Annotated in this window: 11 protein-coding genes; 1 reads left to right on the forward strand and 10 read right to left on the reverse strand. The window is 64.3% G+C overall.

Going from position 1 to position 14,635, the window contains the following annotated elements; translation table 11 throughout:
- The first annotated feature begins 99 nt into the window (after positions 1-99).
- Positions 100-1,953 (forward strand): methyl-accepting chemotaxis protein, encoded by a 1,854-nt coding sequence (locus GWQ31_RS08690; protein ID WP_096118930.1) that lies wholly within the window; start codon positions 100-102, stop codon positions 1,951-1,953.
- 65 nt (positions 1,954-2,018) lie between these two features.
- Here GWQ31_RS08690 and mgtE read toward each other — a convergent pair whose 3' ends face one another.
- The 10 genes from mgtE to GWQ31_RS08740 form a co-directional block, all read right to left on the reverse strand.
- Complete coding sequence (gene mgtE, locus GWQ31_RS08695) at positions 2,019-3,443, reverse strand: magnesium transporter (protein ID WP_275909140.1); 1,425 nt, start codon at positions 3,441-3,443, stop codon at positions 2,019-2,021.
- A gap of 150 nt (positions 3,444-3,593) precedes the next feature.
- A complete protein-coding gene (gene cysG, locus GWQ31_RS08700; RefSeq protein ID WP_275909141.1) occupies positions 3,594-5,000 on the reverse strand; it encodes a siroheme synthase CysG in 1,407 nt (468 codons plus the stop codon).
- Positions 5,001-5,012: 12 nt separating this feature from the next.
- A complete protein-coding gene (gene nirC / locus GWQ31_RS08705; RefSeq protein ID WP_275909142.1) occupies positions 5,013-5,825 on the reverse strand; it encodes a nitrite transporter NirC in 813 nt (270 codons plus the stop codon).
- A gap of 52 nt (positions 5,826-5,877) precedes the next feature.
- Positions 5,878-6,195, reverse strand: a complete 318-nt coding sequence (gene nirD, locus GWQ31_RS08710) for a nitrite reductase small subunit NirD (RefSeq protein ID WP_275909143.1) — start codon at positions 6,193-6,195, stop codon at positions 5,878-5,880.
- A gap of 100 nt (positions 6,196-6,295) precedes the next feature.
- The gene (nirB, locus tag GWQ31_RS08715; protein ID WP_275909144.1) at positions 6,296-8,842 is read right to left on the reverse strand and encodes a nitrite reductase large subunit NirB; all 2,547 of its coding nucleotides are present in this window, start codon (positions 8,840-8,842) and stop codon (positions 6,296-6,298) included.
- A 244-nt stretch (positions 8,843-9,086) separates the two neighbouring features.
- A complete protein-coding gene (locus tag GWQ31_RS08720; RefSeq protein ID WP_275909145.1) occupies positions 9,087-10,175 on the reverse strand; it encodes an ABC transporter permease in 1,089 nt (362 codons plus the stop codon).
- Positions 10,176-10,179: 4 nt separating this feature from the next.
- A complete protein-coding gene (locus GWQ31_RS08725) occupies positions 10,180-11,289 on the reverse strand; it encodes an ABC transporter permease (RefSeq protein ID WP_265448359.1) in 1,110 nt (369 codons plus the stop codon).
- Positions 11,286-13,040, reverse strand: coding sequence for an ATP-binding cassette domain-containing protein (locus GWQ31_RS08730; RefSeq protein ID WP_275909146.1), 1,755 nt, complete (start codon positions 13,038-13,040; stop codon positions 11,286-11,288). The genes GWQ31_RS08725 and GWQ31_RS08730 overlap by 4 nt, the downstream gene beginning before the upstream one ends.
- Positions 13,037-14,005, reverse strand: a complete 969-nt coding sequence (gene hlyD / locus GWQ31_RS08735; RefSeq protein WP_265448361.1) for a secretion protein HlyD — start codon at positions 14,003-14,005, stop codon at positions 13,037-13,039. The genes GWQ31_RS08730 and hlyD overlap by 4 nt, the downstream gene beginning before the upstream one ends.
- Positions 14,002-14,634: a TetR/AcrR family transcriptional regulator gene (locus GWQ31_RS08740; protein ID WP_265448362.1), complete on the reverse strand. Its 633-nt coding sequence runs from the start codon at positions 14,632-14,634 to the stop codon at positions 14,002-14,004. Before GWQ31_RS08740 ends, hlyD begins: the two co-directional genes overlap by 4 nt.
- Between the last annotated feature and the right edge of the window lies 1 nt (position 14,635).

The following is a 14,635-nucleotide window of genomic DNA, read 5'->3' on the forward strand; positions in this document are numbered from 1 at the left end:
GGGACTGGCATTTCAATGAATATTCCTTGAACAACAACAGGGATAACGTTTTCTGCATAAGCTCAATGCAGTCCATCCCTTGTTTGTGAGAGGCCCATAGTGTTGATCCGTCATAAATTGATCCTGAATACCGCGCTGGTGGCCGTTGCCATGCTGGTGCTGAGCGCTCTGTTCCTCTACTCCAGCCAGGTAAGCCGCCATCTGGCTGAAGCCCAACGCAATGTGGACGGGCTCGAAATCGCCATGTTGAACCTGCGGCGTGCCGAGAAGGATTTTCTGATCCGCAAGGATCTGACCTTCGTCGAGCGCTTCAATAAAGAGTTGGCTGATTTCCACACCCTCAACCGGACTCTGAGCACAGATGACAACATCAGCGTCGTGCACGGTGAACTGGCCCGGCTGGATCAGCAGATGGGGCTCTATGGCAAGGCCTTCAACGATCTGGTGACCCAGCAGCAGACTATCGGGTTGGGGCCGGAAGATGGGCTTTATGGCCGCTTGAGAGCGGCGGTGCATCAGGTTGAAGAGGGGCTCAAACAGCTGGATCAGCAAGGGCTGCTCGTCACTATGCTGCAACTGAGACGGGCGGAGAAAGACTTCATGCTGCGCTCCGACATCCAGTATCTGGAGCGTTTCCAGACCCTGCACAAGAGCTTCCAGGATAATCTGGCAGTATTGCCGGAGGCTGACCGTGGCAAGCTGGAGCAGGCCAGCCAGCAGTACCGGCAGGACTTCGTTGCCCTGGTGCAGGGGATGCAGGTGCTGGGACTGAAAGAGGATGAGGGACTGCGCAACCAGATGCGGGATCTGGTGCATCAGACCGAGCAGGGCTTTGCGGCTGTCGGCCAGCATATCGCCGACGAGCTGGTACGGCAGACCTCCCGCCTCAACAGTCTGATGCTGGTGTGTGGCGGTGTGATCATAGTGCTGATTGGCGTCATGAGCGTACTGCTGGGCCGCAGCATAGACAGACCCATCTCGCGGGTGAATGACACAGTCAATCGCATCCGCCAGGACAATGACCTGCGCCTCAGGATTGAGTTGAAAGGGGCTGACGAGATGGCCCAGCTGGCGGGCAATCTGGACGTGATGCTGGGCGGCTTTCGCCATCTCATCGGCGACGTGAAGCAGAGCGTGCATACCCTGACCGAGGCGGCGGATCACCTCTCCAGCAACGTCAGACGCACGAGCGAAGGGGCGTCAAGGCAGTTGCAGGAGACAGATCAGGTGGCGACGGCCTCCACCGAGATGGGCTCCACCATAGAGGAGATAGCACGCAACACAGAGCAGGCTGCCAACAATGCCCAGGCGACCAACATCAAGGCGATGGAGGGGCGCACCGCGGTCGAAAACACGGTTCGCCAGATCCGCTCGCTGGCGGGCAATCTGGAGAGCTCCTCCCGCGAGGTGGCCCAGTTGCAGAAAGAGAGCGAGACCATAGGCTCTGTGCTGGACGTGATCCGCGGCATTGCAGAGCAGACCAACCTGCTGGCCCTCAATGCGGCCATAGAAGCGGCGCGGGCGGGAGATCAGGGCCGTGGCTTTGCGGTGGTGGCAGACGAAGTACGCAGTCTCGCCATCCGTACCCAGAAGTCGACCCAGGAGATCGCCGGCATTATTAGCTCGCTGCAAAAACAGACCGGCAGCATAGTGGGCATGATGGCAACCTGCCGAGAGCAGGGCAACAGCAGCTCGGAGCAGGCCAGCACGGCGGGTGATCTGCTGGGGCAGATCACCCAGGATGTCACTCACATCATGGACATGAGCACCCAGATCGCTGCCGCCATCGAGCAGCAGAGCCTGGTTGCCAACGAGGTGAATCGCAACGTGACCAACATCCGTGATATCGCCCAGGAGTCGAGCCTGATGGCGGAGGAGAATGCCAAATCCAGCCATGGGTTGACCGAGCAGGCCAAGCTGCTCCACCAGGCGGTGGCCAAGTACCGGGTGTAGCTGCCCGAGCGGGATAGTCAAAGGGAGCCATAGTGGCTCCCTTTGTTGTTTGAGGCTGGTCGTTCCTAGATGAGGAACAGGGTGGCCAACCCGAGGAAGATGAAGAAGCCACCGGTATCCGTGATGGCGGTGATCATCACGCTGGCGCCTATTGCGGGATCCCGGCCGAGACGGGTCATGGTCATGGGAATGATGACCCCCATCAGGGCGGCGACCAGCAGGTTGATCATCATGGCCAGCGTCATCACGGCACCCAGCGCCGGATCCTGATAGAGCAGATAGGTCGCGACCCCCATGGTGCCGCCCCATACCAGGCCGTTGACGAGGGCTACTCCCAGCTCACGCCACAGCAGGAAGGAGATGTTGCCCGCCTGGATATGCTGCAGTGCCAGCGCTCGGACTATCATGGTGATGGTCTGGTTGCCGGTGTTGCCACCTATCCCTGCGACTATGGGCATCAGGGCCGCCAGCGCCACCAGTTGTGAGATAGTGTGCTCGAACAGACCTATGACCCGTGATGCCACGAAGGCGGTACAGAGGTTGATGGCGAGCCAGGCCCAGCGGGTCTTGACCGCCTTGCTGACAGGGGCGAACAGGTCTTCATCTTCGCTGATACCCCCCATGCGGCGCAGGTCTGTGTCACTCTCTTCATACACCAGGTCCACCACCTCGGCGACGGTGAGGCGACCCATCAGCTTGCCCTTGGCATCCACCACAGCCGCGGAAATCAGGTCATCCCGCTCGAAGGTTCGGGCCGCCGCTTCATCGTTGTCTTCCGGGTCGAAGGTAACAGGATCCCGCTCCATGACGTTGGCGACCAGGGTATCCGGTTTGTGCAGCAGCAAAGTGGTGAGGGGCAGCTCCCCCTGCAGGCGGTTGCGCCTGTCGATGACGAACAGCTTGTCGGTGTTGACGGGGATCTTGCCGCGCAGGCGCAGGTAGCGCTGCACTGTCGCCAGGCTCACCTCGGCTCTCACCGTGATGATCTCGAAGTCCATCATGGCGCCGACAGTGTGCTTGCCATAGCGGATCACGTCCCGTACCCGTTCGCGCTGGGGCGGGGCCATGGAGGTGAGCAGGCGGCCCATCAGGTTGCGAGGCAGGTACTGGCCCAGATAGATCTGATCGTCGATGTCGAGAGAGCGCAATGCGTGCAGCAGCGCCTTGTCGCTCATGCCGTTGATGAGGCTGTCCCACATAGTCTCCGATGCCTCGACCAGGATCTGGCCATGCTTCTCTTCATTCACCAGCTGCCACAGCGCGTGGCGCTCGTCCGGCGGCAGGGATTCCAGGGTATCGGCGACGTCTGCGGCGGGCAGTCGGTTCACCAGACGGATGATTTCGCCAGTCTGGTCGCGCTGCGTCGCATCCTGTGACGACTGGGGGTCGAGCAGGCTGTCGGTGAGGGCATCGTCGGCCAGCAGCAGGGTGAGGATGCGCCTTCTGTCTTTTTCACGCTGTTTGGCGCTGTTCTTGACGGGGTGAGACATGAAACGGAATTCCTGAAATCGGTTGGCCGGATGACCTCCCCATAGGATACCAGACTCAAAACAGGAGGTTATGACCATGAGTGCCGTCAGACGTCATAAAAAACCGCCGCCATGATGGCGGCGGTCTGAATGGACTGGCAGATAGCGGGTTCAGGCCAGTGCGGTGGCTTGCATCCCATGGTTGGTCTGACCGAACCAGGCGAGCTTGTCGGCCAGGGTGACTACGGATCCCACCATGATAAGAGCGGGACTCTCGACCCCGACGGCCAGCTCCGGCAGCTGGTCGAGGGTGCCGCGGATGACCCGCTGGCGAGGCTGGGTGCCCCGCTCGATCAGCGCCACCGGCGTTGTGCCCGCCTTGCCGTGAGCCGTCAGCTTCTGGCGTATGGTGGCGCAGGATGAGAGTCCCATGTAAAACACCAGAGTCTGTTGATCCCGAGCCAGCAGGGGCCAGTCCAGATCCTGGGTGCCACCCTTGCCGTGGGCGGTGACGAAGCGCACGCTCTGGGCGTGATCGCGATGGGTGAGAGGAATGCCCGCATAGGCCGCGCAGCCGCTCGCCGCCGTGATCCCCGGCACCACCTGGAAGCCCACGCCGCTGCCGACCAGCGTCTCCAGCTCCTCGCCGCCCCGACCGAAGATAAAGGGGTCGCCCCCTTTCAGCCGCACCACCCGTTGCCCCTTGCTGGCTTCTTCCAGCAACAGCTGGTTGATCCCCTCCTGCGGCACGCAGTGGTTGCCCGCCTGCTTGCCGACGAAGATACGCCTGGCATCGCGGCGCACCAGCGCCATCACCTCGTCGGAGACCAGCCGGTCATAGACCACCAGGTCCGCCTGTTGCATGTGGCGCAGGGCGTGCAGGGTGAGCAGACCGGGATCCCCCGGGCCTGCGCCCACCAGGATCACTTCCCCCTTGGCACCTGCATCCTCGGCAAACAGAGCGTCGGCCAGCTGGTTGGCCGATGCCTTGTCACTCCGTGCCAGCGCCTGACCGAGCCGGTCGGCGCCAAGCAGCCGCTCCCAGAACTGGCGCCTCTCTCCCATGCTGGCGAAACGGGCCTTGACCCGCACCCGCAGGCCGCCGGCAAAGGCGGCCACGGCACCCAGATGCTGGGGCAGCAGGGCTTCGAGTTTCTCCCGCAGCAAGCGGGCCAGCACGGGTGCCTTGCCGCCGGAGGAGATGGCCACCATCAGCGGTGAGCGGTCGATGATCGACGGCATGATGAAGCTGGAGCGTTTGGGATCGTCCACCACGTTGGCGAAGATGCCCGCCTGGTTGGCGCTCTGGTAGACCAGCGCATTGACTTCACGCCTGTCGGTGGCGGCCACCACCAGCCACTTGCCCGTCAGGTGTGCCGGCTCGAACTCGGCAGCCAGCCAGTCGATCGTCCCGCTGGTGGCCAGCGCTGCCAGTTCGGGGTCGAGTGCGGGAGAGACCACAGTCAGGCGGGCACCGGCGTCCAGCAGCAGGCGCGCCTTGCGCTCCGCCACCTCGCCGCCGCCAACCAGCAGCACGGGTTTGTTGTCGAGTCGGCAAAAGATGGGCAAGTAGTCCATGGGGCCTCCGGATCAGGCTGTTTGGGTATGGCTGGCGGCGGCGTTGGCGTCTGTCACTGCGACCGGACGATCCGCTTTCGGGGTGGCATACCAGTAGCCGAGACCCATGAAGAGGGCGCCGGAGACGGTGTTGCCGAGGGTGACCCACAGCAGGTTGTGGCCTATGCCGCCCAGTGTGTAGGCCTCGGAATGGGCACCGAACCAGGAGAGGGTGAACAGCGTCATGTTGGCGACCGAGTGCTCATAACCGGAGGCGATGAAGGCCAGCAGGCACCACCAGATGGCGATGAACTTGGCGGCACCTTCGGTGCGCAGCGCCATCCAGATGGCGAGGCAAACCAGCCAGTTGCAGAGGATCCCTTTCATAAACAGGGTCAGCGCCGGTGCCTGGGTCTTGGCCAGCGCCACCTTGTGGGCCAGGCTGCCCGCATCCGGCAGCAGGCTGCCACCGTAGGAGTAGATCAGTGCCACCGCTATGGAGCCGAGCAGGTTGCCGGCCCAGGTCTGCGGCAGGATGCGCAGCAGGTCGGCCATGGCGATCTTGCCGCTCTTCACCCCGAAGGTGAGGAACATGGTGTGGCCGGTAAACAGCTCGGAGCCGGCGATGACAACTAAGGTGAGGGCTATGCCGAAGGTGGCCCCCATCACCAGCGGACGCACGCTGGGATCCACCAGGTTGCCCAGGGTGAAGATGAGGATGATGCCAAGGCCCACATAGGCCCCCGCCATGGCGGAGCTGAGCCAGAAGCCGAGCTTGTCGCTGCGCTCGAAGCGGTTGATGCGGGCCGCATTGGCGGCGCACTTGTTGATGGTGTCGGTATACATAGGTGTTCTCTTTAAAGGGGGCCGCCCGTAGGCAGCCCTGATGTTCATGGTGTTAGACGGCGACCCAGACTTGCTGGTCGCGCACCTCAGCGGGATAGCTTTGCACCGACATGGCGGCGTTCTCGAGACAGTGGCCGTCGCTCAGGCGAAAGTGCTGCTTCTTGAGCGGGCTGGCGACCCAGAGTTCACCCTCGTGTTCACCTACGATGCCCCGTGACAGCACGTTGGCGGCGAAGAAGGGATCCCGGTTGTCGATGGCGAACACCTCGGCCGCCGCGCTCGGGCGGAACAGGGCGATCTGGCGACCTTCAATGAGTGCGCACACGCCGGTTCCTGGCAGGATGTCGTTGAGTTGGCAGGCAAGTTTCATCGCTTAATCTCCACGTCGAGTTGGATGAACTGGCTATCGAGCAGGGCGCAAACGTCCATGCAGCCCGACAGGATGTCATTGCGTTGGCAGGCAAGTTTCATTATTTGGTTTCCACCTCGATCTGGTAGACGGGGATGCGCTCCGCCGGAGTGGCGGGCCTGTGCTGATCGCGCTCGCTGACGAACTGCACGTCCGGGTCACGCTTGCCGCTGTTGATGAAGTGGCTGAAGCGCTTGAGCTGCTCCTCTTCATTCAGGGTGCGGGACCACTCGCACTCGTAGCTGTCGATCAGCACCTGGATGTCGCGCTCCAGGGTGGCATTCAGTCCCAGCTTGTCGTGGACTATCACCTCGCGCAGGTAGTCGACACCCCCTTCCAGGTTGCCGAGCCAGACCGAGGTGCGCTGCAGCTTGTCGGCGCTGGTGACGTAGAACATCATGAAGCGGTCGATCAGCTTGATGAGGGTCTCTCTATCAAGGTCGGAGGCCAGCAGGTCGGCGTGGCGCGGTTTCATGCCGCCGTTGCCGCCCACATAGAGGTTCCAGCCCGCGTCTGTGGCGATAATGCCGACATCCTTGCCCTGAGCTTCCGCACATTCACGGGTACAGCCGGAGACACCGAACTTCATCTTGTGGGGGGTGCGAATGCCCTTGTAGCGGTTCTCGAGGAAGACCCCGAGGCCGACGCTGTCCTGCACGCCGAAGCGGCACCAGGTACTGCCGACACAGGTTTTGGCCATGCGCAGCGCCTTGGCGTAGGCCTGACCGGTTTCGAAGCCTGCGGCCAGTAATTTCCGCCAGATGGCGGGCAGATCATCTTTTTGGGCACCGAACAGGCCGATGCGCTGGGCGCCGGTGATCTTGGTGTAGAGCTTGTAGTCGCGGGCCACTTCGGCCACCGCCAGCAGGCCTTCCGGGGTCACTTCGCCACCGGCCATACGCGGGATGACGGAGTAGCTGCCGTCTTTTTGCATGTTGCCGAGGAAGATGTCGTTGGTGTCCTGCAGCTGGGTATTGAGCGGGCTCAGTACGTAGTCGTTCCAGCAGGAGGCGAGGATGGAGCCGACCGTGGGCTTGCACACCTCGCAGCCATAGCCGTGTCCGTGTCTGGCCAGCAGCTCGTCGAAGCTCTTGATCCCCTCCACCTTGACCAGATGGAACAGCTCCTGGCGGGAGTGGGGGAAGTGGGCGCAGAGGTGGTTGTTGACCTCTATGCCCTGCTTCACCAGCTCGGCGTTGAGCACCTGGCTGATGAGTGGCACGCAGCCGCCGCAGCCGGTACCGGCCTTGGTGTGCTGCTTGATGGCGGCCAGGGTGGTGTGGCCCTCGGCGACTGCCTGGGCTATGTCGCCCTTGGAGACGTCGAAGCAGGAGCAGATCTGGGCGGTGGACGGCAGGGCATCCACCCCCAGGGTCGGCTTGGCACCGGCATAGGCGGGCAGGATCAGGGTATCCGGGTGGGCGGGCAGCGGCATGGCGTTGAGCATCAGTTGCAGCAGGTTGCCGTAGTCATCCACATCGCCAACCAGCACGGCGCCGAGCAGGCGACTGTTGTCTTCGCTCACCACGATACGCTTGTAGACGCCGGCCTGATCGTCCTGGAATACATAGCTGTGGCTGCCGGGGGTGCGGCCATGGGCATCGCCGATGGAACCGACGGAGACGCCGAGCAGCTTGAGCTTGGCGCTCATGTCAGCCCCTTCGAAGCGGCTGTCGCCACCGAGCAGGTGGTCGACCGTGATCTGCGCCATCTTGTAGCCGGGCGCCACCAGGCCGAAGAAGCGACCCTGCCAGGCGGCGCACTCGCCGATGGCATAGATGTCGGGATCCGAGGTGAGGCAGTGATCGTCGACAGCTACGCCGCCGCGCGGGGCTATGGCCAGTTCACAGTAACGGCCGAGCGTATCTTGCGGGCGTATGCCGGTGGAGAAGACCACCACATCTACTTCAAGCGTGCTGCCGTCGGCAAAGGCGAGTCGATGCCGGGCGTCACGACCGCCGTGCATCAGGATCTCGCTGGTGCTCTTGCTGGTGTGAACCTGCACACCCATGGATTCGATCTTGCGGCGCAGCAGCTGGCCACCCTGACCGTCGAGCTGTTCCGCCATCAAGACAGGGGCAAACTCCACCACGTGGGTCTCGAGGCCGAGCGCCTTGAGAGCACCGGCCGCTTCCAGGCCGAGCAGGCCGCCACCAATGACAACACCACTCTTGCCGCTCTTGGCGGCGCTGCGGATGGCTTTCAGATCCTCGATGGTGCGATAGACGAAGCACTCGTGGTGCTGACTGCCCGCAATGGGCGGCACCCAGGGGTAGGAGCCGGTGGCCAGCACCAGCTTGTCGTACGCGACCACAGTGCCCTTGTTGGAATGCACCTCGCGGGCCGCCCTGTCGATTTTTTTCACCGCTTCGCCGAGCAGCAGGCGGATGCCGTGCTTCTCGTAAAAACCGGGTTTGACGAGGGAGAGATCTTCGCTGGTGTGGTGGGAAAAGTAGGAGGAGAGATGGACACGATCGTAGGCGGGACGCGGTTCTGCACCGAAGACGGTGATCTCGAACCGGTCCGGATCGGCCCGCTCGATCAACTCTTCGATGAAGCGGTGCCCCACCATGCCGTTCCCTATGACGGCCAGCCTGACTTTGCTCATGATTGCCTCTAGTTTGGAGTAATAAAACATCATTCTGAGGCTAGGCTACCCAGTCGCAGGGACGGGACGATTGATGCAAATCAAGTGTCTATTTATATATCTCCTCAGGGGTAATTCGAGGGAATTCAAACCTATACATAAATGGGTATACCAGTTGACGGTTTCCGTACCCGGCGCGACCGCTGGCCCCGGTCGAGTTCCAGCATGGGGGGCAAGAGGCCGCCCCCTGGCAGGGGCCGGGTCATCAGGCGATATGGCGGCGGAACATGGCCAGCGCCAGGGAGAGGGTGACACCGGCGATGGCGAGCAGGGGCCAGAGCAGGGGCCAGGCCGCCGACCAGCCGAGATCCTTGAGGAAGACCCCCTTGAGCAGCAGGATGAAATGGCTGAGGGGATCCACGGCCGCCAGCCACTGGAACAACAGCGGCATGTTCTCGATGGGGGAGACATAGCCGGAGAGGATCACCGCCGGCACCATGAAGGAGAAGACCCCGAGAAACGCCTGCTGCTGGGTCGAACAGAGGGACGAGACGAAGAGCCCTATCCCCGCCAGCGCCAGGCCGTAGCAGACCATGCCCGCCATCAGCAGAGTGGTGCTGCCGCCAAACGGCACCTGATAGAGGAAGCGGGCTGCCAGCGCGACTATGGTACCCTGGCCCACCGCCACCAGAATGCCGGGTACCGCCTTGCCCGCCATGATCCAGCCCGCGGTGAGGGGGGAGACCAGCAACTGGTCGAAGGTGCCCTCTTCCCGCTCCCGCGCCACCGACAGGGCGGTGACGATGAGGCAGCCTATGGTGGTGATGATGGCCACCAGGGAGGGCAGTATGTGCCAGCTGAACTCGATGTTGGGGTTGTAGAGGTGGCGCACCGCCAGCTCCGGCAGCCCCTTGCCCTCGCTCTGCCAGCGGGCGATCACCTGATTGATGTAGCCTGCCGCGACCTGCCCCCCGTTGGAGCGGCGCCCGTCGATGATGAGCTGCAGCTTGGCTTGTTCGCCCCTGACCAGACGGCGGGAGAAATCCTGCGGGATGATGAGGCCGATCAGGGCCTGCTGCCCCGTGATGGCATCTGTCATCCCAGCCTCGCCCGCCACCGGCATTACAGTGGTGAAGGCGGGCATGTGGGTGAGGCGTTTGATGAGCTCCCGGCTCTGCGCCCCCCCATCCTGGTCGTAGATGGCCAGGGTGTTGCCGGTCACCTCCAGGGTGGCGGCGAAGGGGAAAAGTGCCGTTTGCAGCAGCACCGGCATGATCAGCAGGAAGCGTCCCTGGGTATTGCCCATCAGGGCTTGCAACTCTTTTCGGATCAGCCACCAGAGTCGGATCAGCATGGGGTTACTCCAGGGTGCGCCGCGTCTTGCGGGCGGTGAGGGCCAGCCAGAAGGCGGCCAGCAGTAACAGGCAGACGCCGTTAACCAGCAGGATGGAGAGCACGTTGCCCGCCTGGTAGAGGGTCTGCAACGAGCTCGCGAAGTAGCGGGCCGGGATCAGGTGGGTGATGGCTCGCAGCAGCGGCGGCATGCTGGCGATTTCGAACACGAAACCCGAGAGCATCATGGCCGGCAGAAACGCCGCCGTCAGTGCGGCCTGGGCGGCGTTGAACTGGCTGCGCATCACTGTGGAGAGAAAGAGCCCGAGCCCGAGGGCGCTGCCGAGAAACAGGGTGGTGAGCACGAACAGGGCGATCAGCGAGCCGCGCCAGGGGACCCCCATCACAGCCACCGAGAAGAGCAGGCAGATGAGCATGGCGGCGATGCCGAGCCCGTAGTAGGGCAGCAGCTTGGAGAGTAGCAGCTCTGTCTTGGTCACCGGGGTGGCGAGCAGCGCCTCCATGGTGCCGCGCTCCCACTCCCGGGCCACCACCAGGGAAGTGAGCAGTGCGCCTATGATGGTCATCACAACGGCGATGGACCCGGGCACCAGGAAGTTGCGGCTCACCAGCGCCGGGTTGAACCAGGCGCGGCTCTCCACCGCCACCGGCAGGGAAACTCCCTCCCTGACGAGCCACCCCTGCCAGATCCCCTGCACATAGTTGGTGACGAAGTTCGCCGTGTTGGGTTCGGAGCCGTCGGTGAGCAGCAAGACCCTGGGGGTGCTGCCGCCCTGGCCCGCCATGGCACGGGAGAACCCCTCGTCGATCACCAGCAGGCCGCGGATCTCGCCGCGCTCAAGGCTGCCGAGCAGCGCCTCCTTGCTCGGACCGCCCTGCACCTCAAGGGCGTTCGAGCCGCGCAGGGCCTGTTCTAGGCGGATGGCCGGTGCGCCGCCATCGGTGCGCCAGATGCCGAGTCGCAGGTGATCCACGTCCAGGTTGATGGCGTAGCCCATCACCACCAGCAGCACCACAGGCATGATGAAGGCGATGAGGATGCTGCTGGGGTCGCGCACTATTTGCAGGGACTCCTTGTGGCACAGGGCCAGCAGACGGCGGCGGTTGATGCTCATGCGTCCTCCTCGCTGGCCTGTTCGACTAGCGTGATGAAGGCCTCTTCCATCGTTGGTAATGAAGAGGTTGGTAAGGAGAGGGTGGCCCCCCCGGCGGCACTGGCCTTGAGTTCGTCCGGGGTGCCGAGCGCCAGCAGGCGACCGCGGTAGATGAGGGCGATGCGGTCGCAATACTCCGCCTCGTCCATGAAGTGGGTGGTGACCAGCACTGTCACGCCGTGATCGGCCAGGGCGTTGATGTGGGACCAGAACTCCCGCCGGGTCACCGGATCGACCCCTGAGGTAGGCTCGTCGAGGAACAGCAACGGCGGTTCGTGGAGCAGGGCGCAGGCGAGGGACAGGCGCTGGCGCAGGCCAAGGGGCAGGGATTCCGTCTGCTGGCCGAGCCAAGGGCCGAGGGTGAACGCCTTCACCATGGCGTCGATGCGCGTCTGCTGCTGGCGACCGAACAGGCCGTAGATGCCGGCGAAGAACGACAGGTTCTGGGCCACGGTGAGTTGCTTGTAGAGGGAGAACTTCTGGGCCATGTAGCCGAGGTGCTGACGCGCCGCCGAGGGACTGCGGGCCAGATCGATGCCAGTCACCAGCGCCTGCCCGCTGCTTGGGCGCAGCAGGCCGCACTCCATCTTGAAGGTGGTGGACTTGCCCGCGCCGTTGGGGCCGAGCAGGCCGAAGATCTCCCCCCGGCGCACCGCGAAGCTGACGTCGTCGGTGGCGGTGAAATCGCCGAAACGCTTGGTGAGGCGGCGGGCCTCGATCACCGCCTCCGGGGAGACCCCCTTGGGCAGGCTGGCCTCGCGCATCAGCTGAGCCAGGCTGGATTCTCCACCCGGGCCTCCCCCCAGCAGATCGATAAAGGCATCTTCGAGCCGCGCAGGGGTCGGTACGAAGCCACCCTCCGAGAGGCCGAGCTCCGCCAGGGGAGGTGGTATCTGGCCCGGGCGCAGCAGCAGACGCACCCGCTCCCCCGCCACAGTGCCGTCCATCACCGCCGGGTGGGCCAGGGCGCGGCGCAGCAGGGCGCGCCGCTCACGGCCGTCCAGTTCTCCGGCTTCCAGCAGCCAGCAGCGGCTCGCCATGGCCCCCATGAGATCTGCTGGCGTGCCGCTGGTGCGCAGCTCGCCGTCCGCCATCAGCAGCACGTGGTCGCACAGCTCAGCCTCATCGAGGTAGGCTGTGCTCCAGAGCACCGTCATGCCTCCCTGAGCCAGCTCGCGCACCATCTTCCAGAGGGCACGGCGGGAGATGGGATCGACCCCGACCCCGGGCTCGTCGAGCAGCAGCACGTCCGGGGTGCCGAGCAGGGCGCAGGCCAGACCCAGCTTCTGCTTCATTCCCCCCGACAGCTTGCCCGCCGGCTGTGCGGTGAAGCGGGCTAGATCGGTTAAGGCGAGCAGGCGCGCAAAGGTGGGGCTGCGCTCTGGCTCCAGCACCCCGCGCAAGTCAGCATAGAGGCTGAGGTTCTCCTGCACGCTGAGATCCTCGTAGAGCCCGAACTGCTGGGGCATGTAGCCCAGCCGCTGACGCAGGGCGTCCCCCTCGCGCACCGGATCCAGCCCCAGCACCCGGATTTCCCCGGTCTCCGGTACCAGCAGACCGGCCAGCAGGCGCAGCAGTGTGCTCTTGCCAGCTCCGTCGGGCCCCACCAGGCCCGTGATGCCGCCGGCCGGAATGGTGGCCGAGATGGCGTTGAGAGCCACCCGTTCGCCGAAGCGCTTGGTGAGCCCTGCGAGCTGGATGGCGGTGTTCATGGCTGTAGCCTGACGGTGACCGGCATCCCCTGGCGCAGGGCGGAGTCAGGATCCTGTACCACTATGCGCAGCCGGTAGACCAGGTGGGTGCGAAGATCCGGCGTCTCCACGGATTTGGGGGTGAACTCGGCGGTGGGGGAGACAAAGCCCACCACCCCCTGATAGGGCTTGTCCGGCCTTGAGTCAGTGGTCAGGGTCACCCTGGCACCGCTCGGGAAGTGGCCGAGCCAGGGCTCCTCCACATAGGCGCGCACCCAGACCGGCGCTGTCAGTGAGAGGTTGAAGGCGGTAGCCCCCGGCTGCACTATGCTACCGGCCTCGATGGCGCGGGTGAGGAGTATGCCGTCGCTCGGGGCTGTCAACACGGCGTCGGCGAGTGCCAGTTCGGCGCTGGCCAGCGCCGCTTTGGCCCCTTGCAGCTGGGCATCTGACTGGGCAATTTCTTCGGGGCGATAGCCGGTCTCGAGCTGGCCGAGCTGCTCGCGGGCGGAGCGCACCTGGGCCTGGGTCTGATCCCGCTGGGAGCGGGCGCTGTCGAGCTGGCCACGGGAGATGGCGCCGGTCGCCGCCAGCGCACTCTGGCGACGCCACTGCTGCTCTGCCTCGAGGGCGGCCGCCTCGGCGGCGGCCAGCTCGGCCCGTGCCCTGTCGGTCTCTTCCCTGCGATACCCCTTGTGGATCAAGGCGTTGGCCGCTTCAATCGCGGCCAGATTGGCGCGGGCGCTGTCGCGCTCGTGGGCGAGGGGTACGGGATCGAGACGGGCCAGCGGCTGACCCGCCTTGATGATGTCCCCCTCATCGACCAGCACCTCGCTGACCCTGCCGCCGACCCTGAATGCCAGGTTCACATCGCGGATGTCGACGTTGCCGTAGAGGATGGAGCCGTCGGCTGGGCGGCTTTGCCACCAGAGGTAGCCACTGAGCAGGGTCAGCAGCACGGCCAGAATGGCGATGCGTTGCTTCATGCGGGATCTCCTTCGGGGCGGCGCAGGCCGCGCAGGGCCCATACCAGGCGTTGCTGGGCGGCCTCGGGATTGTCTATCTGGGACAAAAACGGCGCCGCCTCCGGAGGCAGCCAGCCGAGCTGGCGACCGCCACCGGCGATCACCAGGGGCAGACCGACGGAGCCCATGATGAAGATCATCAGCTGCAACGGGTTACCCGCCACCAGGGATTCCTCCGCCTGCGCCTTCTGAACCTGCTCGAGCAGCAGCAGGGGGTGGCGGCGCGGCAGGCTCAGCAAAAAGCGCTGGGCCGCGCTCTCGCCGGACAGGGCATCGCCAAATAGGTGATTGATGAAGCTGCGCTGGCGCGCCACCAGGGCGATCACCGCCACCATGGTGGCCTCGAAGGTTGCGAGGGCAGAGGGGTAGGTGCCGCGGGCAGCCACCGCCTTGAGCTCATCAAAGAGGGGGGTGTACCAGAGCTCCACCAACTCGTCGATGAAGGCGTCGCGGTTGCCAAAGTGATAGACGAAGGTGCCGAGATTGACCTCGGTCGCCGCCGCCAGCTCGCGCACCGTGAGGCCGCGCAGCCCCTTGTCGGTGGCGATCGCAAGGCCCGTATCGAGCAGTTTTTGACGAGTGGGGTGCATC

The sequence above is a fragment of the Aeromonas sp. 2MA4 genome, assembly GCF_029237305.1.
Lineage (GTDB): Bacteria > Pseudomonadota > Gammaproteobacteria > Enterobacterales > Aeromonadaceae > Aeromonas > Aeromonas salmonicida.